At 34.1% G+C, this 23,179-nt stretch carries 17 protein-coding genes and 1 other RNA gene; 16 read left to right on the top strand and 2 right to left on the bottom strand.

Annotated features, from left to right (window positions below; translation table 11 throughout):
* From rlmB to JJQ98_RS02255, 5 genes are read left to right on the top strand one after another with little or no spacing between them, the layout of a single operon-like run.
* On the top strand, positions 1 to 687 hold the full coding sequence (gene rlmB, locus JJQ98_RS02275) for a 23S rRNA (guanosine(2251)-2'-O)-methyltransferase RlmB (RefSeq protein WP_005020632.1): 687 nt from the start codon (positions 1 to 3) through the stop codon (positions 685 to 687).
* On the top strand, positions 674 to 1,576 hold the full coding sequence (locus tag JJQ98_RS02270) for a hypothetical protein (RefSeq protein WP_151104700.1): 903 nt from the start codon (positions 674 to 676) through the stop codon (positions 1,574 to 1,576). Before rlmB ends, JJQ98_RS02270 begins: the two co-directional genes overlap by 14 nt.
* Positions 1,570 to 2,400: a hypothetical protein gene (locus JJQ98_RS02265; protein WP_005020634.1), complete on the top strand. Its 831-nt coding sequence runs from the start codon at positions 1,570 to 1,572 to the stop codon at positions 2,398 to 2,400. Before JJQ98_RS02270 ends, JJQ98_RS02265 begins: the two co-directional genes overlap by 7 nt.
* 18 nt (positions 2,401 to 2,418) lie before the next feature.
* Complete coding sequence (locus JJQ98_RS02260) at positions 2,419 to 3,630, top strand: LL-diaminopimelate aminotransferase (protein ID WP_065827269.1); 1,212 nt, start codon at positions 2,419 to 2,421, stop codon at positions 3,628 to 3,630.
* A 5-nt stretch (positions 3,631 to 3,635) separates the two neighbouring features.
* On the top strand, positions 3,636 to 6,041 hold the full coding sequence (locus JJQ98_RS02255) for a heavy metal translocating P-type ATPase (protein WP_210670769.1): 2,406 nt from the start codon (positions 3,636 to 3,638) through the stop codon (positions 6,039 to 6,041).
* A 274-nt stretch (positions 6,042 to 6,315) separates the two neighbouring features.
* On the opposite strand, the gene ssrA is transcribed toward JJQ98_RS02255, so the two are convergent.
* Positions 6,316 to 6,687: a transfer-messenger RNA gene (gene ssrA / locus JJQ98_RS02250) on the bottom strand.
* A gap of 104 nt (positions 6,688 to 6,791) precedes the next feature.
* Here ssrA and panB point away from each other — a divergent pair.
* Positions 6,792 to 7,598: a 3-methyl-2-oxobutanoate hydroxymethyltransferase gene (gene panB, locus JJQ98_RS02245; RefSeq protein WP_054197591.1), complete on the top strand. Its 807-nt coding sequence runs from the start codon at positions 6,792 to 6,794 to the stop codon at positions 7,596 to 7,598.
* A 15-nt stretch (positions 7,599 to 7,613) separates the two neighbouring features.
* A complete protein-coding gene (gene ruvB, locus JJQ98_RS02240) occupies positions 7,614 to 8,615 on the top strand; it encodes a Holliday junction branch migration DNA helicase RuvB (RefSeq protein ID WP_005020647.1) in 1,002 nt (333 codons plus the stop codon).
* 26 nt (positions 8,616 to 8,641) lie between these two features.
* Here the strand turns inward: ruvB and flgL are convergent, their stop codons facing one another.
* Positions 8,642 to 11,266, bottom strand: coding sequence for a flagellar hook-associated protein FlgL (gene flgL, locus JJQ98_RS02235; RefSeq protein WP_151104698.1), 2,625 nt, complete (start codon positions 11,264 to 11,266; stop codon positions 8,642 to 8,644).
* A gap of 156 nt (positions 11,267 to 11,422) precedes the next feature.
* Between flgL and aspS the strand changes: the two genes are divergently transcribed.
* The 9 genes from aspS to JJQ98_RS02190 all read left to right on the top strand — a co-directional run bounded on the left by aspS (position 11,423) and on the right by JJQ98_RS02190 (position 23,176).
* Positions 11,423 to 13,174 carry an aspartate--tRNA ligase gene (aspS, locus tag JJQ98_RS02230; protein WP_065828769.1) on the top strand — a complete coding sequence of 584 codons (1,752 nt, stop codon included), beginning with the start codon at positions 11,423 to 11,425 and terminating at the stop codon, positions 13,172 to 13,174.
* 8 nt (positions 13,175 to 13,182) lie between these two features.
* The gene (locus tag JJQ98_RS02225) at positions 13,183 to 13,755 is read left to right on the top strand and encodes an adenylate kinase (RefSeq protein ID WP_151104697.1); all 573 of its coding nucleotides are present in this window, start codon (positions 13,183 to 13,185) and stop codon (positions 13,753 to 13,755) included.
* A gap of 8 nt (positions 13,756 to 13,763) precedes the next feature.
* Positions 13,764 to 14,201 carry a DsrE family protein gene (locus JJQ98_RS02220; protein ID WP_065826496.1) on the top strand — a complete coding sequence of 146 codons (438 nt, stop codon included), beginning with the start codon at positions 13,764 to 13,766 and terminating at the stop codon, positions 14,199 to 14,201.
* Between the two features lie 13 nt (positions 14,202 to 14,214).
* Entirely contained in the window at positions 14,215 to 14,733 is a 519-nt protein-coding gene (gene ppa / locus JJQ98_RS02215) for an inorganic diphosphatase (RefSeq protein WP_005020652.1), read from the top strand.
* 430 nt (positions 14,734 to 15,163) lie between these two features.
* Positions 15,164 to 18,685 (top strand): filamentous hemagglutinin N-terminal domain-containing protein, encoded by a 3,522-nt coding sequence (locus tag JJQ98_RS02210; protein ID WP_170252201.1) that lies wholly within the window; start codon positions 15,164 to 15,166, stop codon positions 18,683 to 18,685.
* A 770-nt stretch (positions 18,686 to 19,455) separates the two neighbouring features.
* Positions 19,456 to 20,472, top strand: coding sequence for a DctP family TRAP transporter solute-binding subunit (locus JJQ98_RS02205; protein ID WP_054194748.1), 1,017 nt, complete (start codon positions 19,456 to 19,458; stop codon positions 20,470 to 20,472).
* A 31-nt stretch (positions 20,473 to 20,503) separates the two neighbouring features.
* On the top strand, positions 20,504 to 21,106 hold the full coding sequence (locus JJQ98_RS02200) for a TRAP transporter small permease (protein ID WP_005020655.1): 603 nt from the start codon (positions 20,504 to 20,506) through the stop codon (positions 21,104 to 21,106).
* Positions 21,107 to 21,115: 9 nt separating this feature from the next.
* Entirely contained in the window at positions 21,116 to 22,393 is a 1,278-nt protein-coding gene (locus tag JJQ98_RS02195) for a TRAP transporter large permease (RefSeq protein ID WP_054197592.1), read from the top strand.
* 33 nt (positions 22,394 to 22,426) lie between these two features.
* Positions 22,427 to 23,176 carry a cytochrome c biogenesis CcdA family protein gene (locus tag JJQ98_RS02190; protein WP_151104695.1) on the top strand — a complete coding sequence of 250 codons (750 nt, stop codon included), beginning with the start codon at positions 22,427 to 22,429 and terminating at the stop codon, positions 23,174 to 23,176.
* Positions 23,177 to 23,179 lie beyond the last annotated feature (3 nt).

Raw genomic sequence — 23,179 nt, 5'->3', positions numbered from 1 at the left:
GTGGTTGTTTATGGGAAACACATTGTAGAGTTGATTTTGCTAAAATATCAGTATCTTATTGAAAATATTTATCTTGCCAAAGAGGTGGATAAGAGCTTTTTTGGCTTATTGAAAAAAACAAAAAAACAGATTATTAAGCTTGATGCAAAAAAGGCACAAGCAATGGCAAGAGGCGGAAATCATCAAGGGTATTTATTAGAAATTAAACCTTTGGAGGTTTTAGAGTTTTCCAAAATAAAAGAGATGGATTTTGTTTTGGTTTTATGTGGAATCAGTGATGTAGGGAATCTGGGTTCTATTTTTAGAAGTGCTTATGCACTTGGAGTGGATGGTATTGTGGTGTGTGGAATAAAAGATTTTAAGCAAGAGGGGGTTTTGAGGGCTAGTTCTGGTGCAATGCTTGGAATGCCATTTTGTGTTGTTCATAATCCATTAGATGTGATAAATGAATTAAAGCAATCAGATTTTACTTTGTTTGGCACAAGTATGCAAGGCAAAGATTTGCAGAATGCCTTAAGTGGCAAAAAAGCATTGTTTTTGGGCAGTGAAGGGCATGGATTGTCTAATAAAATTTTGGCAAAGATGGATTATAACCTTACAATCCCAATGAAAAGAGAATTTGATTCATTAAATGTTGGGGTAGCTGGTGCAATTTTGATAGATAGGATAACAAATGGAAGAAATTGAAAAATTAAAAGTAATTGGCGCAAAAGAAATTTCAAAGAAAACTCATATGGCTTTAAATAAAATTGAGGCTATTTTAGAAATGGCATATGGTAATCTTGAGGACAAAGCCACAACTATTGGATTAATTCAGATTTTAGAACGCGAATACCATTTGGATTTGCATCAATGGTGTGAAGAGTATGAAAAGTTTTGGGAAGAACATAAGAGTAATAGCGAAAAAATGGAGGCTAATATTAATTTTAAAATTTCTCACGAAACAATGCAAGAAAATGATAATAAAAAGAGTATCATCGTTGTTGCTGTTGTGATTGTGTTGGTGGCATTAGGGATTTATTTGTATTTTAATTTTCATAATTTACAAGATACCATTACAGAAAAAGAGACAATATCAACCCCTAAGCCTGAATCTGCACTAGAAAATTTACAAGAAGAAGGGATAATCAAAGAAGAAGCAAAATCCATCGAAACAAATGCAACATTAGAAATGCAAGAAAATAACGCAACACAAGAAATATTAGAACCTAATGTAAATTTAGATTCTTCAGCATCAACACCGATTAATGAATTGCCTGCCCCTCAAGCCATTCAAGAGGAAATAAAGATTCAAAAAGAAGTTAAGATAGTTCCCTTTTCTCAAATGTGGGTAGGCATTATTTATTTGGATACAAAAGAAAAAACCTCTTTTCTTATTAATGAGCCTTTAAAAGTGGATTTGAAAAGACCACAGACTATTATTACTGGGCATGGAATGCTAGAGATTCAAAACAATGATAATACAGAGAAATATAATCTTGCTGGGAGAATGCGTTTTTTTGTAGATGAAGATGGAAATTTTAGCAGTATTAGCATAGAGCAATATAACCGATACAATGGAGGTTTGGGGTGGTAAATAAAATAATTTTTATTTTATTTTTCATTTGTTTGGGTTCTTATGCAATTGCCAAAGAAAATAGTTTGGATTATAGTATAGTTTCTTTGCTTGGAGTGCAAGATTATAAGGTTAATCAAAAATTTATACAAAAGTTGTTTGAAAATCAAGAAGAATTTTTAAATGGCGTAGGAGAGCCAGATTTATATAAAATTTCCAAAATTTTAAAAGAAAATGGGCTTTTGAAATTGACTTTTGGGAAACCTATGGAGCTTGAAATTGCTTTTGAGATTAAAGAGAATCCAGCTACTTTTACCAGTGTTCTTTATGATGTTTTGGGGGCAATGGGGTATTATTATTTTTTGGTTAAGCAAAGTATGCTAGAAGATGAGAAATATCATTTTGTATTGTCTATGAATACGGAATATGCAGTTGATCCTGTTTTGCTACAAGAGAGATTGTTGGCTTATGGATATCATATTTCAAAAATAGAAAAACGCAATATTAATCAATGGGTGTATGAAGTTTGGCAGGGTGATTTTCAATATCCCAAAGCGATTTTGCTAACTATCAATGAGACAAATAATCATGCGAATCTCAAAGGGGAGTATTGGTATAAAATCCAAGAAGGGAAAAATATTAGTTTTGCGAGTGTTGGCGGAGTGTCGTGGTATCCTAAAATTGTGTTTTTTGATAAAAATTTAAAAATTATTAATATTGTTTCATCGCAAGATACAATGCGTGAAATCAATCTCAAGATTCCAGAAAATACTAGTTTTATTAAGGTAAGCGATAATTATTTGCCTATCACCATCAAAAATGGTTTAAATGTGCTTTTAAAATAATTTTTCAAGGAGTGAGAAGTGTTTGAGGAGATAGAGTTTGAAAGAATAAAAAGATTGCCTAAATATGTTTTTGCCGCAATTAATGAAATTAAATTACAAATGCGTCAAAATGGGGAAGATGTAATTGATTTTAGCATGGGAAATCCTGATGGAGCTACACCAAATCATATTGTAGAAAAGTTGTGTGAAGCGGCACATAAGCCAAAAAATCATGGTTATTCTGCAAGTAAGGGGATTTATAAATTGCGTCTTGCAATTGCAGATACTTATAAGAGAAAATACAATGTCAATTTGAATCCTGATACACAAGTGTGTGTGGCTATGGGTTCTAAAGAGGGTTATGTTCATTTGGTACAGGCAATTACAAATCCCGGTGATACAGCAGTAGTGGCAGAACCAGCTTATCCTATTCACTATTATGCTTTTATTTTAGCGGGGGCAAATGTAGCCACTTTTGGATTAAAATGGAATGAGAATTTTGAATTGGATGTAGAGGCTTATTTTGAATCTTTGAAAAAAGCGTTGCACAATACTTTGCCAAAGCCAAAATTTGTTGTAACTAACTTCCCTCACAATCCAACCACTGTGGTAGTGTATAAAGAATTTTATGAAAAATTGGTAGCTTTAGCAAAACAAGAAAGATTTTATATTATTAATGATGTTGCTTATGCGGATTTGAGTTTTGATGGATATGTGGCACCTTCGATTTTTGAAGTAGAAGGTGCTTTGGATGTCGCAGTGGAGGGCTATACGCTTTCAAAAAGTTATAATATGGCAGGTTGGCGTGTAGGCTGCTTTGTGGGGAATGAGAGATTGATTGGTGCATTGCAAAAAATCAAGAGTTGGCTAGATTATGGGATTTATACGCCCATTCAAATTGCTTCTACCATCGCATTAAATGGGAATCAAGAGTGTGTAAAAGAGATAGCTAATAAGTATGAAAAGCGTATGGAAGTGTTGATTGAGAGTTTTGGGGCTGCTGGGTGGAAAATGCAAAAACCAAGAGCGAGTATGTTTATTTGGGCGGAGATTCCAGAATGTGTGAAGCATTTGGGGAGTATGGAATTTTCCAAAAGACTTTTGCAAGAAGCCAAAATCGCTGTGAGTCCGGGTATAGGATTTGGTAATCATGGGGATAATTATGTGAGAATTGCATTGATAGAAAATGAAAATAGAATTAGACAAGCTGCAAGGAATCTCAAGAAATTTTTAAAACAATTTAGCAATTAAATTTGATGAAAAGACTTTGCGATCACTGCCATTTGGAATTTGATGAAAAAGTGTTAATTAAAACACAGATTGCAGGCAAAGAAAAATATTTTTGCTGCAAAGGCTGTGAGGGTGTTTATAAATTGCTTCAAGATCAAGGGTTAGGAGATTTTTATTCTAAGCTTGGTTCTAATACTTTAGAACCGATTCAAGAGGAAATTGACAATAATCTTGCATATTTTGATTCACCAGCTTTTTTTGAGCATTATGTCGAAAAAAGAGGAAAAACTTGCGAGATTTCTTTGGTTTTGGAAAAGATACATTGTATTGCTTGTGTATGGTTAAATGAAAAAATACTTTCCTTGCAAGAGGGGATTGTTAGCGTGAATATCAACTATACAAATCACAAAGCTGTTATTGTTTTTGATCCTGCAAAAATTAAAATTTCCCAAATTATTCACACCATTCGTCAAATTGGCTATGATGCACACATTTATGATTCAAGAATCCAAGAAGTTTATGCCAAAAAGCAGAAGCGTAATTATTATATTAAAATGGTTGTTGGAATCTTTTGTGTGATGAATATTATGTGGATTGCTGTGGCTCAATATGCAGGATATTTTTCTGGGATTTCACAAGAAATGCGGAATATTTTGAATTTTGCAGGATTTGTGCTTGCAACGCCGGTATTGTTTTTTAGTGGTTCTATTTTTTGGCGTGGAGCTTATGTGGCTATTAAATATAAAATGCCAAATATGGATTTATTGGTCATTAGTGGCGCAACTTTGGCTTATATTTATTCTATCTATGCGAGTTTTATGGGGGGAGAGACTTATTTTGAATCAGTAGCGATGATTATTACTTTTGTCTTAATTGGTAAATTCTTAGAAATACGAGGGAAAAAAAGTGCAGTAGATAGTTTGGATACTTTAAACTCCCAAATTCCTCTGAGTGTAAATGTAAAAAGGGGCGATATAATTGAAGAAAAAGCAGTGGAGGCAGTAGAAGTTGGGGAGATTGTAGAAGTAAAGCCCGGAGATAGAATCGCACTTGATGGGGAATTGCTCTCTAATGAGGCTTTGTGTGATGAGAGTGCTTTGAATGGGGAATCTCTGCCTCAATCAAAAAAGAAATGGGAAACAATTTATTCTGGCTCTATAGTGGTTAATCTTTCTTTTTGTTATCAGATAACAAAGAAATTTAAAGAATCGATGATGACTAGGATTATTAGCTTAGTTGAGGATTCTTTGAATGCTCGACCAAGAATCCAAGAAATAGCAAATCAAATTTCGCGTTATTTTTCTTCGGTGGTACTTACTTTTGCTTTGGGGACTTTTTTGGCGTGGTATTTGTGGATAGGGGTGGATTTTAATCAAAGTTTAATGGTGATGGTTTCAGTGATTATTATTGCTTGTCCTTGTGCTTTGGCACTTGCTACTCCCATTGCTTCTTTGGTGGGGTTAGGGGAAGCGTTTAAGAGAAAAATTATTTTTAAAGAAGCACGATTTTTAGAAACAATTGCAAAGGCAAATATCCTTGTTGTGGATAAAACAGGGACTTTGACAGAGGGTAAATTGCGTGTAATTGGAGAAAAAAATTTTGCAGCAACTCAATGTGATTTTGAGATTCTTCGTGGAATGCTAGAAAAGAGTTCGCACCCTATCACACAGGCTTTGAAAAAACATTTTGGTGATTTTGGCAATAAAGTAGAGATTCAAGCCATTGAACAAATTAATGCAAGGGGCATTAGGGCAAAAGTGGGAGATGATATTTATATAGGTGGAAATTTGGAGCTATTGCAAGAAAATGGCGTGGAATCTTTGGAAAAATTGCAAGAGGCAGAAAATACAATTTTTTATTTTGCAAAAAATTCTTGTTTATTGGCGGAGTTTCAACTAGAGGATTCTATCAAAAAGGGTGCTAAGGAAGCCATTTTGGCTATTGAAGCAATGGGGATTGGCGTGATACTTTTGAGCGGAGATAATGCAAATGTTTGTAAAAAAGTCGCTGAAAATCTGGGAATTAAGCAGTATTATGCCAAACAAAATCCACTCCAAAAGGCTGATTTTATAGAGGATTTAAGAGCAAAGGGAAATGTGGTGGTAATGGCGGGAGATGGGATTAATGATTCTATTGCATTAGGCAAAAGTAATATTGCTATTGCGATGGGAAATGGCATTGATGTGGCTATTAATATTAGTGATATTATTATTCTTGATAGTAGTGTTAATGGGATTTTGGAGGCTTTTAAGATAGGAAGGAAGACTTTTAAGTTTATCAAAGAAAATCTTTTAATCTCTTTGCTTTATAATGTTATTACAATCCCTTTGGCGATGCTTGGATATGTTATACCGCTTATTGCAGCAATTGCAATGTCCCTTAGCTCTTTGATTGTGGTGGGGAATAGTATGAGGATTAAATCGGATTCTTAATTTTATTTAAAGTTAATAAATATATTTTGTTGGTTTTTTTTTGAGTTAGTGGGTGCGTCTCTTTTTGAAATTTATGTGAGATTAATTCTTGATTTGTAGTATGTTAAGGGTTTAGTAGGATTTTGTTTTGTATTGAATAATTGGTTTGTGTTTTGTCTTTGGCAATTATAATTAAATTAAAGAGAAAAAAATAGAAATGACCAAAATAGATAAGGTAGGTTAATGCCATATTTTGCAAAGTTTTTGAAAAATTAAAGGATATAAAAAGTAGTTTTGGTGGAGCTGTGGGGGATCAAACCCCAGTCCGAAAATCAGACCAACAATAATTGATATACATGCTTTCTTGGGTTTGGAATCTTTCTTGTTTGCTAAACACCCAAAAATTCACAAACAAGGCAACCAAAGGAACTTAAATCTTATTTTCGGTAAATAAGATAGCATCTAGCAAAAATGATGTTTTTAGAAAGTAGCTAGAATCCTAACTAAAAACAGCTCCAAAAAGCTAATTAAACTTACGCAACTTTAGCGTAAGCTGGAGCGTAATTTGTATTATTTGCGTTTATATTTAAGAGCCAGTTTTACAACTTAGCACAAGTTGGCATGCAACTAGAGCCATCCAACTCCCGTCGAAATTCATATCAGCCCCATTTTGTTGATAAGGGCGATAATTTTATTCTTATTTACAAAAATTGTCAAGTTTTTGATAAAATTATAGTAAAATCTTTTGAAATAAAATTCAAGCGAGATAAAATGAGTATTCAAATAGAAAATAAACAAACTACTATCACACAAATTAAAAATAAAAAAAACAAAGAAAAAATCACGATGATAACCGCTTATGACGCACTTTTTGCCAAAATTTTTGATGGTGAGGTGGATATAATTTTGGTAGGAGATAGCCTGCATATGAGTTTTTTTGGGGAGAGTGATACGCTAAGTGCAAGTTTGGATTCTATGATTTATCACACAAAGGCAGTGTGCAATGGTGCAAAAAAAAGCCTTGTTGTTTGCGATTTGCCTTTTGGGAGTGTGAGTAATCCTGCTTGTGCATTAGAATCGGCTATCCGAGTTTATAAAGAAACCAAAGCTCAAGCAGTAAAAATAGAAGGCGGAATAGAAGTGAGCGATACTATTAGGCTTTTGGTGCAAAATGGCATTGCAGTTATGGGGCATATTGGGTTAAAACCGCAATTTGTGAGAAGTGAGGGTGGATATAAAATTAAAGGTAAGGATAAAGAGGAAAATGAGAGATTATTGCAAGATGCTTTGGCTTTGCAAAAGGCAGGAGTATTTTGTATGGTGCTAGAGGGCGTTAAAAGTGAAGTAGCTAGAGAAATTGCAAAAAGTATTGAGATACCCATTATTGGTATTGGAAGTGGTGTGGAAGTTGATGGGCAGGTGTTGGTATGGAGCGATGCGTTTGGGTTTTTTGAAGATTTTAAGCCTAAATTTGTGCGACAATATTTGGAGGGTGCAAAAATGGTGAGAACATCTCTAAGAAAATATGTTCAAGATGTGAAAAATGGAGATTTTCCTAGCAATGATGAAAGCTATTGATAAAGGGATAGGGATTTGGAAAGAATTGTAGAAATAGAAAAAATAGCATTAGAAGGTGATGAGGAAGTTAGATTACGCCCTAATAATTGGTCTGATTATATAGGTCAAGAGAAACTCAAAAAGAATTTGCAAGTATTTATTAATGCAGCTAAAAAACGCAATGATACACTCGATCATATTTTGCTTTTTGGACCTCCGGGATTAGGCAAAACGACATTGGCACATATTATTAGTGGGGAAATGAATGCACCAATTAAAGTTACAGCAGCACCTATGATTGAAAAAGCCGGTGATTTAGCAGCGATTCTTACAAATCTTAGTGAAGGGGAGATTTTGTTTATTGATGAGATTCATAGGTTATCTCCCGCTATTGAAGAGATTTTATATCCTGCAATGGAAGATTTTAGATTGGATATTATCATCGGAAGTGGTCCTGCGGCACAAACTGTAAAAATTGATTTACCTAGATTCACGCTTATAGGGGCAACTACAAGGGCTGGAATGATTAGCAATCCCTTGAGGGATAGATTTGGAATGCAATTTAGAATGCAATTTTATGAAAAAGAAGAGTTGGCAAGAATCGTGCAAATTGCAGCGATTAAACTCCAAAAAGAATGCTCTAGTGATGGGGCTTTAGAGATTGCTAAACGCTCTCGTGGAACACCTAGAATCGCTTTGCGTCTTTTAAAGCGTGTCAGAGATTTTGCAGAAGTGGCAGAAGAAGGGATTATCACAAAAGAACGCACGCAATATGCTCTTAATGAGCTTGGTGTCAATGAATATGGGTTTGATGAATTGGATTTAAGATTCTTAAAAATTATTTGTGAAAGTCGTGGAAGACCTATTGGGCTTAGCACTTTAGCGGCTGCTATGAGTGAAGATGAGGGGACAATCGAAGATGTGATTGAGCCTTATTTGCTAATAAATGGTTTTTTGGAACGCACAGCTAGAGGGAGAATTGCTACGCAAAAAACTTATGAGTTATTTTCATTCAAAGATATAGGAAGTTTGTTTTAAAATGGCAAAGTATTTGGTTAATCGCCTTAGAGGTAATTAACCAAAGAGAGTTGAGAGACTTTGCCGATTGAGGAAAGCATAGCTTGGTAGTTGAGTGAGAGGGTTGAGAATTGTAAATACGCCTCTGCAAAATCTGTATCAATAGTATCTGAACGCAATGTTTTGGCTTGGACAATCAAAACTTCTGTGCGTTCGATAGAGTATTCAAACGCATTTCCCTGTGCCCCATTTTTGGTGTGGGCTTTGTTGATATGGTCTGCTAAATGATCAAATACCAAAAGAGCATTTTGGATTCCGGGATTCCTCATGCTATCATCATATTCATCAGTGCCACCGGGACGATAAGTGCCATCTTCTAAAGCTTGGATAATTGTATCAATTTGTTGGAAAAAATTGACATGAGGATCATCTGCTACAATGGCATTATTAGCTTGAAAAGTAAGTGCTGGATGTCCTGTGGTATTTACTCTGCCATTAGCATCAAGAGCAAAATTACTACTTTCGCTATCATAGAGCATAAACTCCATTCTAGTTGGAGTGCGATTTAAATCTTTAACTTGCATTTGTCCATTAACATCTAGTGAAATAGAAACATTGTTTTTGGAATTGCTAATCATTGTTTCATAAGAAAGCTTGATAGCTGGATCATCGAAATTTGCACCTGCTGGATCAAATACATTTTGTAAATCAGCTGGATTAGTGTTTGAAAGATTTAGCACCATTCCTAGTGTATCAGCTAGTTGTTGATAAGTAACATCATCTGCTGGCGTTGCTTCACTTGCTACTTGTGGGGGATTTCCATTAGGATTTAAGATTGGTATTTCAATCCCATCAATATCAACCCCATTAATGGTTGCAGGGGAATCAATAATCATTACACTTCCTGTATCTCTAAATTCGATTCTTCCACTAATTGGAGTCCCATTGACATCTTTTACTTCAAAATTATAAGTATGCCCATCAAGCCCAACGCCTGCGACTTGCGAAAGTTTGGTATCCATTGTCGCATACTCGTTGGTATCGCGGATAACTTGAGAAACATTCGAAGAAAGTGTCGAGCCATTTTTGCTAAAGCCCACTCTATCGTATTCTACGCTGTAATCATTGCGGAATCCATTGACATTGTTGCCTCCAGCATCTTGTGCGGTGATAGTAAGACTAAGTGAGCTTTCACCGATATAGGGTAATGTATCTTGTGCTTGATCTGGTGGAGTTTTTTTGGAGACATTATTATCAATGATTGTGATTTTTCCATTGGAAAATTCTACTTCTACATTTGCACCCGGTTGGGCATTATACATATTTTCAATAGAATCCATTAAATCTTGAATAGTTGAGGTCGGAGTAATTGTAAAAGTGCTATTAACATTGGTATTTGTTGGATTGTTGTCCGCATCATTTGCAGAGATACCACTTAAATTGAGTTGTGTAACACCTTCTGGAAAAATATCACTCAAAAGCGTAGAGGTTTTGGCGATTTCATTGTTGCTATTTCTAAAGGTTGTTGGGATAGTGTGGATTCTATGATCATTGTAATCTTCAACAGAAGTGATTTGTGAATTAGAAAAACTTCCCAAATAAGGGCTTTGCACATAGGTATTGACTTTTGCTCCGCTATTTAATAGTGTATCAATGTCAGAAACTCCTACTCCATCGGGGTTATTTGGGTCTTGGTAGCTACTTGATACCATATAAAATTCAATATTAGAGCGTCCGCCTGTGAGGTCTTTTATTTCAATCTCTCCCCATTCATTAAGTGTAACATCTACAACTTTACTTGTTTCTGTGTTGCCAAATTCCTTGCCGATTCTATCTAATAAATCTTGCACGGTTGCGGATTGATCTTCATCGGTGTAAGCTACTCCCATTTCAAATTTGGATTTAAAAGCAGTCCCATCGGGTCTTCTTCCTGTGATATAAAAAACTTCTGGATCGTTATTAGAAGGATCAGAATCATTATCCCCCACTAAATCACGCAAAGTATCTTCTGCAGTAATATAAACTTCCTCACTATTCCCTGTTGGGTGGTCTGGGTCCATAATTTGAGGGTTTAAAGCACTTTGGTTAAATTTTGGGATATTGGTTGAAATAACACGATTTGTATCATTGTCTGAGCCAAAAAATAATTCATAGCCAGTGATATTATAGGCTAGGGAGTTGTTGGAACTAAGCAAGGCATTAAGTGTTGCGTTATTACCATTGTAACTGCCATCAGAATTGAAGGGCTTAGTGGTTGTCGCAGTTCCTCCAAAAATAAATTCTCCGCCGATAGAAGTATTGGCAATTGATAAAAAATGATCTCGGATAGATTTGAGGTCTTGGGCAATTGCAAGACGAGAGGTTTCAGAGTGAATATCATTTGCACCTTGGACTAGTTTGCTTTTAAAATTGTCCATGCTTGATGCAAGTTCGCTTAGAGCGGTGTCGGTGTGTTTGGTGAAAGTTAAGGCATTATTTGCTAATTCTTTGCTTTGAGTGAGTGTGGTGATATTATAATCTAATTCAAGAGTTTTGTTAAAAATACTTGTATCTTGATAGCCAAATTGAATTTTCAAACCATTCATTTGAGCTAGAATATTATTTAATCCCGCTTGTGTCTTTCCTTGATAATATTGCATCATTGTGTAGCTTGAGTTTGTTCCTATTCTCATAAATTTCCTTTTATAGCTAAACTATTTTGTTTTGCATCAAGCAAAAATTATTCCTCTTTTCATCAATTGAAAATTATTTTTCTATTTAATCATTTCTTGTATTTTTTTTTGATAAAATCTTCACTTTGCTAAACAAATTTCTTAGGAGTAAGTGTTTTGAGAAGCCATTATTGTGCAGATTTAGATGAAAAAGATATTGGTAGAGAAGTAAAATTATGTGGTTGGTGCAATACTTATAGGGATCATGGTGGAATTGTTTTTATTGATCTAAGAGATAGAAGCGGATTAGTCCAGCTTGTTTTTGATCCAAAAGATTTTGAGCAATCTCATAAAATTGCTAGTGAAGTAAGAGATGAATATGTTTTGATTGCTAAAGGAAAGGTAAGAAAAAGAGGCGAGGGCTTAGAGAATCCAAAATTAAAAACAGGAAAAATTGAAGTTTTGGTAAGTGAATTGAGTATTGAAAATAAAAGCTTAACTCCGCCTATTGCTGTTGGTGATGAGAGTGTGGGCGAAGATGTAAGGCTTAAGTATCGTTATTTGGATTTACGCAATCCGCGTTTGCAAGAAATTTTTATCACACGAAGCAAAGTAGCACAGGCTGTTCGTAATACTTTGAGTAATTTAGGCTTTTTGGAGATTGAAACTCCAATCTTGACTAAAGCTACACCAGAGGGAGCAAGAGATTATTTGGTGCCAAGTCGTGTGCATCATGGTGAGTTTTATGCACTTCCACAAAGTCCGCAACTTTTTAAACAGCTTTTGATGGTAAGCGGGTTTGATAAATATTTTCAAATTGCAAAGTGTTTTAGAGATGAAGATTTGAGGCTTGATAGGCAGCCCGAATTTACACAGATTGATATTGAAATGAGTTTTGTAGAACAAAAAGATGTAATGGGTGTGGCAGAATCTGTGTTGAAATCTATTTTTGGTGCTTGCGGGATAGAGGTGCAAACTCCATTTCCACATTATACTTATAAAGAAGTAATGGAAACTTATGGAAGTGATAAGCCAGATTTGCGTTATGATTTGCCGCTTGTAGAAGTTTCTGATTTGTTTGTGGATTCTAGTAATGAAATTTTTGCTTCTATTGCAAAAGATTCTAAGAAAAATCGCTTTAAAGCACTTTGTGTGAAAGGTGGAGATAGTTTCTTTAGTCGTAAGACTTTGGGAGAAGCAGAAGAGTTTGTAAGGAAGTTTGGTGCTAAAGGTTTGGCATATTTGCAAATTAAAGAAAATGAAATCAAAGGTCCTTTGGTCAAATTTATTAGTGAGCAGAATCTCAAAACCTTGCTTGAGAGAGTAGGAGCAAGTGTCGGTGATATTGTGTTTTTTGGAGCAGGGGCGAAAAAGGTTGTTTGGGACTATATGGGTAGATTGCGTCAAAAGATTGCAAATGATATGGGAATGATCAATGAAAGTGTTTATAAATTTTTGTGGGTTGTAGATTTTCCTATGTTTGAACGCAATGATGATGGTAGTATTTCAGCACTTCATCACCCCTTTACGATGCCAAGAGATTTAGAAGTTGAGGATATTGAAGAGATTAATTCTGTGGCATATGATGTGGTGTTGAATGGTTTTGAAATCGGTGGGGGAAGCATTAGAATTCATAAGCAAGAGATTCAAAGTAAAGTTTTTGAACTTTTGGGAATCACTCAAGAAGAAGCAAAAGATAAATTTAGCTTCTTGCTTGAAGCGTTGCAGTTTGGTGCTCCTCCACATGGAGGAATCGCATTTGGATTGGATAGGATTATTATGTTGCTTTGCAATGCACATTCTATTCGCGATGTGATTGCATTCCCCAAAACCCAAAAAGCAACTTGTCCTCTTACAGACGCACCAAGCCCTGCAGGTGAAGAGCAGTTAAGAGAATTGCATATTAGAGTAAGAGAAACCAAAAAATAAGGAGAAATATGAAAAAATTATTTTTAGTTATTGGAGCACCCGGTAGCGGGAAAACAACTGATGCGGAGATTATTAGTAAAAATAATACAGAAAGTATCGTGCATTATTCTACTGGAGAACTTCTAAGGGCTGAAGTGGCAAGTGGAAGTGAAAAAGGAAAATTGATTGATAGTTATACAAGCAAAGGAAATCTTGTCCCGCTTGAAATTGTAGTGCAAACGATTGTTGATGCGATCTCTAATGCACCTAAAGATATTGTAATTATCGATGGCTATCCTAGAAGCGTGGAGCAAATGCTGGAGTTGGATAAAATCTTAAAAGGAACAAACAATATTACTTTGGCAAATGTTATTGAAGTAGAAGTGAGTGAAAAAGTAGCGTGTGATAGAGTGCTTGGTAGAGCTAGGGGAGCTGATGATAATGTAGAGGTATTCAACAATCGCATGAAAGTATATTTGGAGCCTTTAGCGGAGATTCAAGAGTTTTATAGTGCTAAAGGAATTTTGCACAAAATTAATGGCGAAAGAACAATAGAAGAAATCGTAACAGAAATGGAAGCATTTATTAAGAGTAGAATCTAAGGTGTTTTATGCAGAATAAAATAAAATGGTATTTGGTTGCTTTTTTGATGATTGTAGGAACTTCACAAGTATTTGGAAAAGAAGGTGTGAAGCCCATTAATGTCGTGATTTCTCTCGTAGAAAAAAGTCAATGGGAAACTGCAAAGTTGCAAGTGCAAGCAATCCAAAAAAGTTTAAAAGATGATGAAGTGGGTGATATTGAGCTTGTGATGGGCGGAGATTCTGTGCTGCTTTTTGGTAAAAATAGCACTTCATCAGATAAAATAAGAAAAGAAATTGCTGCTTTGGTGAAACTCCCAAATGTTAGAGTTGTAGCTTGTAGTGGGGCAATGCGACGAGCAAAAATCAGCAAAGAATCCTTGATTGAAGGTGTAGAGCAAGTGAAAAATGCCCCAAGAGAAATTGTAGATAGACAATTGCAAGGGTATGCAATTTTAAATCAATAAAAAGGAAAGAATTATGAATTTATCAAAAATTGAAGTAGGTGAGAATCCTAGCAAACTAAATGTGGTTATTGAGATTCCTTATGGAAGTAATATTAAATATGAAATTGACAAAGAGAGTGGGGCGGTCGTCGTCGATAGGGTAATGTATAGTGCAATGTTTTATCCTGCAAATTATGGGTTTGTCCCAAATACATTAAGTGATGATGGTGACCCTGCTGATGTGTTGGTATTAAACGAGTATCCTTTGCAAGCTGGAAGTGTGATTAAGGCAAGATTGATTGGGGTTTTGATAATGGAAGATGAGAGCGGGCTTGATGAGAAGCTTATTGCTGTGCCTATTTCTAAAATTGATCCGAGATATGATAATATCAAGTCTCTAGCGGATTTGCCACAAATTACATTAGATAGAATCAAAAATTTCTTTGAAACTTATAAAATGTTAGAGCCAAATAAATGGGTAAAAGTGAAAGAATTTCAAGACTTAGAAAGTGCAAAAGCTATTTTGGATAAAGCAATCCAAAACTACAAATAATACTAATGTCAGTGTTTTTACACTGGCATCTTCTAAAACTACCCTATCTTTTTATTGTAATTATTTTATTTTTATTTTATCAACTTTATCTCAATTTAGTAGTATAATATCTTTTATGAATTTATAAATCAAAGAATCTCTTTTAAAATTTCTTTTAAAAATGTTTTTCTTTGTTTGTAAATTTAAATATCTTATAAAGGAGATAAAATGTCAAACAATCCTAATTCTGTTATAGTATGGGGGGGGGGGGGCAAATAAGCCTTTAATTAATAACCTCTCTTTAAAAACCTCTAAACTACAAAAAAAGAATCCAAGTCTTTCTAAGAATCTAAAAGATTCAAAGAATCAATCCAATCTTTTAGTTTCTAAACCAACCCTTAGTAAAATAAGTATATCTATTGTAGCTTCTATAGTTTTATCTCAAAGTCTAGTGGCTTTACCTAGTGGAGGTAAATTCACTATAGGAAGTGGAAGTATTACTACTATTAATGGTAATACTATGAATATCACAGGAAATAATAAAAATCATGTGATTGCTTGGGGAGGTGGATTTAATATCAATAAAGGTGAAGTTGTTAATTTTGATACAAGTCATAAGAATCCAGCTTCTTTTTTAAATCTTGATTATTCTAATCAAGCTTCAAAGATTCTAGGAACATTAAATGGAGGAAAGCATAATATCTATTTGGTTAATCCTAGTGGAGTCTTAGTAGGTAAAGAAGCTAGTATTAATGCTAATAAATTTATTGCTTCTACTTCTCCTATAGATCAAAAAGATTTAGATTTGTTTAACAATCAAAACACATTAGTAGAATCTTTCTCTCCTGTTTTTAAACCTAATAAGGGGAATATTGTTAATCTAGGAACAATTAAAGCCAATAATGGAATTACATTGATTGGGAATGAAGTGGTATTTGCAGAGAGTGCAAAACTCATCAATCAAAATGGAAATACCCAAAATAATTCTATAACCTTAATTGGCAATGAACTTGATATGAGGGCTCAATACATTAAAGGAAAGGTTATTACAAGTATTGAAGATAAAGCTAGTATTCAAATCTCTACAACAAATCTTTATGGGTATGAGAATTTTAATATTGAAACACAAAATTATAATGGAATTACTAGTGCTATTTCCATAAAGGACTTTAAAGGTATTGCAACGATTGGAAAAGAAAAAGGCAATAATGCAGAGTCTTTAAGGGATTGGTATTATTTTGCAAAAGGTTGGAATGAAGGGAAAAATCAAATAAGAGATTTGATTGATGATTTTGTATTGTTAAGCGATATTGACTTTGGTAAAAATGAGAAAATTTCACTTATTGATGGAACTCAATTAAGCTTTAGCGGGAATTATGCGGATTTTAATGGGGATAATGATTATAGTGATTCGATGGTTGTGGGAGGGGTAAGTGGTTATTTTTCTACTACTCACCCAAATTATGTTTCTAATGCCTTTGCTGCCAACTTTATTGGAAATGGGCATACAATAAGTAATGTAGATATTGATATTGATGCTAAATATACTACAGGTGATTTAAGTAACATAACTTTTGCAGGTATCTTTGGTCAAACTAGTGGTGGAACTATTAGCAATTTAAGTGTTGATAATGTGGAAATTACCGCCACTGCTATTGATACTACTATAAACCATGCTTTAAGTACTTATATAGGTGGATTTGTAGGGTATTCAGATAATAGCACCTTTTCTAATATTGCCTTAGAAAATATCCATGATTTGAAAGGCGGTGTTATAGGTGGATTTGCTGGAACTGCAGGAGATTATTCAAATTTTAGCAATATCACCTTAAATAATGTCGGTAGTTTAACGGGCGGTGATGTAGGTGGATTTATAGGAGATTTAGATTATTATAGAAGTGATTATAACACTTTTTCTAACATTTCTTTAGAAAAAATCCATGATTTGACAGGTAGTGGGTCCGTAGGTGGTTTTGTTGGAAATGCAAATATGTCATATCATGTTTTTTCTAATATCACTTTAAATGATATTGATAATTTAACAGGTAGTATGATAGGTGGATTTGTGAGTGGGCAATCGTCTGGCTCTTTTACCAATATCACTTTGAATAATGTTCATGGTTTGAAAGGTGAGTTTGGGGGTGGATTTGCTATGCAAATATCAGAGGGGTCAACAGTTTCTAATATTGTATTAAATGATATAAGTATAGAAACTAGTGGTGAGGTTGGAGGATTTGCTTGGGATTTTGTAACTTCAACCGCTTCTAATGTTGTTTTAAATGGTGTTAATATAAAAGTTAATGGAACTGGCAATATCTCTTGGACAGGTGGATTTGCTGGTAGAGTAGGTAGTGCAATCTTTTCTAATATCGTCTTAAACGATGTCAATATTGCAATAACAGGCGGTTTTCCATCATGGTTAGGTGGTTTTGCTGGATTTTCACCTGGTCAAAATACTTTTCATAATATTATCCTAAATGGTATTGGAGATTTATCTGCTTATCTTTCTGATTCTAATGGGAAAGATTACGGGGGAGTTGGAGGATTTATTGGGTGGATTGAAACTATAAATGGTGCTGATAACTTTTCTAATATCTACCTTTATTTCGACTCTGATTCTGTGATTACATCCACAGGTAATTCTAATAAATATATAGGTAAATTCTATGGAAATCTACTTGATGAAGGAACTAATGAAAAAAATGATCCACTCTTTGAGTCAACTTTCTCCAATGTCCATATTTATTATAAAGATGGAAGTCTAGCTAATGCCAGTTCTGATTCCAATGATTACAATTCTAATGGCGGCAAAATCAACCTCCACACTTACACAGATTCTACACAAGGAATCAAAGATTTCCAAACCGCCATCACAGGCAACAATATCTTTGAAAATGTAGAACTAAAAGATTATGAAGGTAATTCCATAACCTTTGATCCAACCTACAACCAAATTATCAAAGATCCAAATGATTCAAAAGAGTACTTCAAAATTAATATTGATGACACCACAGGTTACTACTCTTTCATCAACACAGACAAACTACAACAAGACTTAGATAGTCTGGTAGGCTCTAACAATCCAAATGACCCTAGCAATCCGGGTGGAGGTGCTGGAAGTGATTCTAGTAATCCCAATGATTCTATACAAATCCCCACTCTAGATTCTACTCTAGTTACTAACAACTACATTCCTATTGCAGAGGATTATAATAAAGGTATCTTAGATTCTATTTTAGGAGAAAACAATCTAATCTTTGATTTATTAGGAGAAGATGATTTAGAATCTATTAGACAATCTTTAGATTTCTTAGTTTCTTTCTTAGATGGAGAAAATGATATTAAAGAATTATTTGGAGATTATTATAAAGTCAATGATAATATCTATGGAGCATTAAACCAAGACTTAACAATTAATCTTAAATTCTCTAATTTCATAGAAGCATTAAAACAAAACAAGGATATCAATTTAGCCTTCTTAAAAGATTATAGAGATAAACTCAATACCTATAATCAAAACAAAGAGCTTTATCAAAGTGGAGGCTTACCGCCTTTAGAGCAAGAAAGCCTAAAAAAACTATTAGAAGAACAATACAATGAACTTTTAAACTTAGAGCAAATAGCTAAGACAAATTTAGAATCTCTTCAAGGATTAATCAAGGATTCTTTTAAGATGGATACTAACTATACAATCTTTGCTAAAGAATCTCTAAGTCCTCTAAATTTTACAATCAACATAGGCAGTTTAGATAACTTTGAAGATACACAAGGCAATGGAGATAACAATAATCGTTTTACTCCACCAAATGAAGTGCAAAAAATAGCAGACTTAGCCTCTAAAGAAGCAATACTAATCCTCCCAGCACAAGAAAAACAAGAAGCCATTGTAGAAGATGGTAAAGAAAGAGGTAGATTATGTATTGTAAGTGATAATGCTAAGACAAATAATCCTTGTATGGCGATTACTTATTAATTAATTCTATTAGCTTAGGTTAATCCTAAGCTAAATAGACACTAATCAAAATATTGAAGAGATTTTAAAAAGATTCAAAATAAAACAATGCAATAAAAACTTTTTTATTCTTGTTTGATTATTTTATAAACTCTAATACAAAATAAACATTTAAACTTTGAATCTTTTTAGAATCTTAAAAGAGATTCAATGCTTTTAAATAATTGAATGATATTTCTAAGATTAAATTGAATTGTATTTTTAAGATTCTAAAGTATTAAGATATAGGAGGTGGAGAAGAGGCTATGAATAAATATAGAATAGACACTTAGCATTAGAATAAATATGCAATGTGTGTATTAGAGAATATCAAGAGTTGTATTATTATAGAGTATTACCTAAAAGCATTTAGGTAATACTTGAAAGATAATAAATAACAATGGCGTATAGTATTATGGGTAGGTTAATAAGTGGGTAATGGTGTAATGATGGGCTACTCATAGATATTATTGTTTCTTCAAATAGAGCTAATAATCAAAGTTTCTTAATGTTTTAAAATTATTTGAGTTTGTAAAATATGAAAGCTGTTTAATTTTTGGATAATTATTTGAATAGCAAATTTTATAAGGTGTTATATGGTATCAAAACCTTCTAAAGTGTTTCAAAAAGTAATCTTTAATGGGATAATCTTTGGTAATCAAAATAGAAGTAGAATGAAATTTCAAAAAAAGTTTGTAAAATTATAACGACTAGCATAAAGTTTTTGAGTTAGTATTTTATAAGGAGAAAAAATGAAACAAAGTTTAGTGATTTTAGCTTTGGCGATTTTAGGTTTTGTTGGTTGTGGAGGTGAAAAAACAGAAACTTCCCAAGCTGATTCTAATAAAGTTTATGAAGTGAAATTTGCTCATGTAGTGAGTGCAAATACACCAAAAGGGAAAGCAGCAGACTTTTTTGCAAAAAGAGTTAATGAATTGACAAATGGTAAGATTGTGGTGCATGTTTTCCCTTCGGCACAATTGGTGGATGATGATAAAGTGTTTCAAGAGTTAAAGCGTAACAATGTGCAGTTAGCCGCACCGAGTTTTTCAAAATTTACTCCATTTGCAAAAGAATTTAATTTGTGGGATATTCCTTTTATTTTCCGTGATACCGAGCATTTACATAAAGTAATGGATGGAGAAGTTGGGCAAATTTTAAAAGATGTTATTACTAATAAAGGTTATGTGGCATTAGACTATTGGGATGCAGGATTTAAGCAATTTAGCACTAATAAAAAGCCTATTATTTTGCCTAGCGATGCAGAAGGTCAGAAAATGCGTATCATGAGCTCTAAAGTGTTAGAAGAGCAAACAAAAGCAATCAAAGCAATTCCACAAGTTTTGCCTTTTGGCGAAGTGTATTCAGCGCTTCAAACAGGTGTAGTTGATGCAGCAGAAAATCCACTTTCAAATCTCTATAATTCTAAATTTTATGAAGTGCAAAGTTCTATTACGATGTCTAATCATGGATATTTAGGGTATTTGGTCGTTGCAAGTGAAAAATTTTGGAATGAATTACCAAAAGATTTGCAAGAAAAGTTTATGGTTGCTATGAAAGAGGCAACTATTTATGAGAGAGAAGAGAGTGCAAAAGAAGAAAAAATGTTGCTTGATAAGCTTAAAGCAGATGATAAAACAGGCACTCAAATTTTCACACTTACAGAAGATCAAAAGAAACAATGGCAAGATGTGATGTATGCGATTTATCCGAAGTTTTATGACTTGGTGGGTAAAGATTTAATCGAAAAAACAATGAATACTAAGTAATAAAGGGTAAAATTTGCGGAATTTATTATTGATGATTCAAAAACCTTTTTTGTATGCACATAAGAGTCCCGGTATTAATCGCTTTTTTGAGATTTTAGATATGATTATTGCAGGGATTAATAAAAATGTAGCTGTATTAGGATTGGTGTTTGGAATCGTGATTACTGCTATTAATGTTTGTGTGCGTTATATTGCGGGCTTCTTTCCTGAAATTGGTTCATTAACTTGGGCAGAAGAAGTCGCTAGGTATTGTTTTTTGTGGTCTGCATTTTTTGGTGCGGCTTATGGGTTTAGAAAAGGTGTGCATATTTCTGTTACAATGTTGATTGAGAAGTTTCCACCACCATTGGCAAAAGCATGTGTATTGGGAACACATATCCTAAATTCTATCTTTTTAGGATTTATGTTTTATGCAAGTGTGATGGTGTGTTATTTGAACTATGAGATTGGCTATATGAGCGAAGCACTCCATAGTGTTCCTTTGTGGGTTTTCCTTCTTTGTTTGCCTATTGCATTTTTTGGAGCTACTTATCGAAGTATCGAGAAAATTTATGAAGTTTCTTGGATGGATGCAGATAAGGTAGTAAGAAATGCAGAAGAAGAAATGATACACGATTCGGTAATTAAGGACTAAGGGGATATTATGAGTGTTGCATTTTTGCTGATAGTTTTATTTGGTTTGTTATTGCTTGGTGTTCCTGTTGCTATTTCACTAGGTGTAAGTGCAGTAGCTACAATGCTGATTTTTACTTCCTATGATATTATGGGTGTGCCAGAAATTATGCTAAATGGGTTGAAGCCTGCTTTGATGGCGATTCCTATGTTTATTTTGGCGGGTTCTTTGATGAGTAAGGGGAGTTCTGCACAAAGAATTGTAGATTTTGCAAAAAGTATTGTCGGGCATTTACCTGGTGGGCTTCCTATGAGTGCAATTTTGGCGTGTATTATTTTTGCGGCAGTTAGTGGGAGTTCCCCTGCAACAGTTGTGGCGATTGGTTCTGTAATGTTTGCAGCACTTAAAGCAGCAGGATACCCTAAGAGCTATTCTGTGGGTGCGATTACTTCAGCGGGAAGTTTGGGGATTTTGATTCCGCCTTCTGTGGTTATGATTGTTTATGGGGTAACTGCAGAAGTTTCTATCGAAAAGCTTTTTATGGCAGGAGTTGTTCCGGGATTGATGATTGGTGGAATGATGATGCTATATGCTTATATTGGGGCTAGAAGATTGGGATTTAAATCTACTACACCAGCGAGCTTTAAAGAGAGATGGAGTAAGTTTAAAGAAGCATTTTGGGCATTACTTATCGTTTTTGTTGTAATTGGTGGGATTTATGCTGGAATCTTTACTGCCACAGAGGCTGCTGGAATTAGTGCAGTTTATGCTTTTGTAGTTTCTATTTTTGTTTATAAAGATATTAAGATTAAAGATTTGTATGCTGTATTTTTAGATGCAGCTATTACCACAGCGATGATTTTCTTTATTATTGGATTTGCTGTTGTCTTTGCGCATTTGCTTACAAGTGAGAGAATCCCTCATATCATAGCAGAAAGTTTGGTAGGTATGAATATGACTTGGTGGATGTTCTTAATCTTGGTAAATATTGTCTTATTTATTATGGGGCAATTTATGGAGCCAAGCTCTGTTGTAATGATTATGACGCCGCTTCTTTTGCCTATTGCATTGCAATTAGGAATTGATCCGATTCATTTTGGAATTATTATGATTGTGAATATGGAGATTGGTATGCTAACCCCTCCTGTTGGGCTGAATCTTTTTGTAGCAAGTTCATTGACAGGATTAAGCCTAAAAGATGTAACAATTTCTATTATTCCATGGTTGTGTGTTTTGTTGGTTGGATTAGTTCTAACCACTTATGTGCCTGAAATTTCACTTTGGTTACCTAATTTATTGGAGCGTTAAGAAGTGGTTTTTGGTCGATAAGGTAGCACAAAAGTGGAAGAATATTTATTGTTTTTATTTGATAAAGCCCCGCTTGGAATTAGTTTCTTAGCGGGGATTTTGACTTTTATTAGTCCTTGTGTATTGCCCCTTATTCCTGCATATCTTTCTTATATTTCTGAAGTTTCCCTAAGTGAATTGAAAGCTTATCATATGCTTGATAGAAGAATGCGTTTTGTAATTGTTCGCAATGCTTTATTTTTTGTTTTGGGAATGGGGATAGTTTTTGTTTTGCTTGGAGTGGTAGCTGCTAGAATATTAAGTGGCGGAATCTTGCTTAGTCCTTATGTGGCATATTTTGCTGGAGGGATTTTGATAATTTTTGGTTTGCATACTGCAAAGGTTATTGAGATTCCTTTTTTGAATTACCAAAAAAATGCGAAATTTAATGTAGTTCATTTTAGTTTTTTGCGTGATTTTTTTATGCCATTTTTATTGGGAGTGAGTTTTTCGTTGGGTTGGACACCTTGTGTAGGACCTATTTTAGCAGGGATTATTTCTCTTGCTAGTTTAAGGGCTGATGAGGGAATTATCTTGATGATAGTTTATACATTGGGATTTAGTTTGCCATTTTTGCTGTGTGCATTTCTAGTTGGTTATGCTTTTGCATTTTTGGATAGAATTAAAAGGTATTTTAGGTTAATTGAATGGTGTGCGGGTGGATTGCTTATTGTTATAGGGATTTTAATTATTACTGGCAAAATGGAGTGGTTATCTAATTATTTGGTAAAAGTTTTGGGATAAATT

This window comes from Helicobacter pullorum NCTC 12824 (assembly GCF_017979475.1).
Taxonomy (GTDB): Bacteria; Campylobacterota; Campylobacteria; order Campylobacterales; family Helicobacteraceae; genus Helicobacter_D; species Helicobacter_D pullorum.
The sequence above is the reverse complement of the archived record's forward strand: the minus strand, read 5'-3'. Positions and strand labels throughout refer to the sequence as shown.

Excerpts from the sequence above, each read along its gene's own strand:
- JJQ98_RS02270 (WP_151104700.1), top strand. The coding sequence starts at position 674 with ATGGAAGAAATTGAAAAATTAAAAGTAATTGGCGCAAAAGAAATTTCA.
- JJQ98_RS02225 (WP_151104697.1), top strand. The coding sequence starts at position 13,183 with ATGAAAAAATTATTTTTAGTTATTGGAGCACCCGGTAGCGGGAAAACA.
- JJQ98_RS02255 (WP_210670769.1), top strand. The coding sequence starts at position 3,636 with ATGAAAAGACTTTGCGATCACTGCCATTTGGAATTTGATGAAAAAGTG.
- JJQ98_RS02220 (WP_065826496.1), top strand. The coding sequence starts at position 13,764 with ATGCAGAATAAAATAAAATGGTATTTGGTTGCTTTTTTGATGATTGTA.
- panB (WP_054197591.1), top strand. The coding sequence starts at position 6,792 with ATGAGTATTCAAATAGAAAATAAACAAACTACTATCACACAAATTAAA.
- JJQ98_RS02200 (WP_005020655.1), top strand. The coding sequence starts at position 20,504 with ATGATTCAAAAACCTTTTTTGTATGCACATAAGAGTCCCGGTATTAAT.
- ppa (WP_005020652.1), top strand. The coding sequence starts at position 14,215 with ATGAATTTATCAAAAATTGAAGTAGGTGAGAATCCTAGCAAACTAAAT.
- JJQ98_RS02195 (WP_054197592.1), top strand. The coding sequence starts at position 21,116 with ATGAGTGTTGCATTTTTGCTGATAGTTTTATTTGGTTTGTTATTGCTT.
- flgL (WP_151104698.1), bottom strand. The coding sequence starts at position 11,266 with ATGAGAATAGGAACAAACTCAAGCTACACAATGATGCAATATTATCAA.
- JJQ98_RS02205 (WP_054194748.1), top strand. The coding sequence starts at position 19,456 with ATGAAACAAAGTTTAGTGATTTTAGCTTTGGCGATTTTAGGTTTTGTT.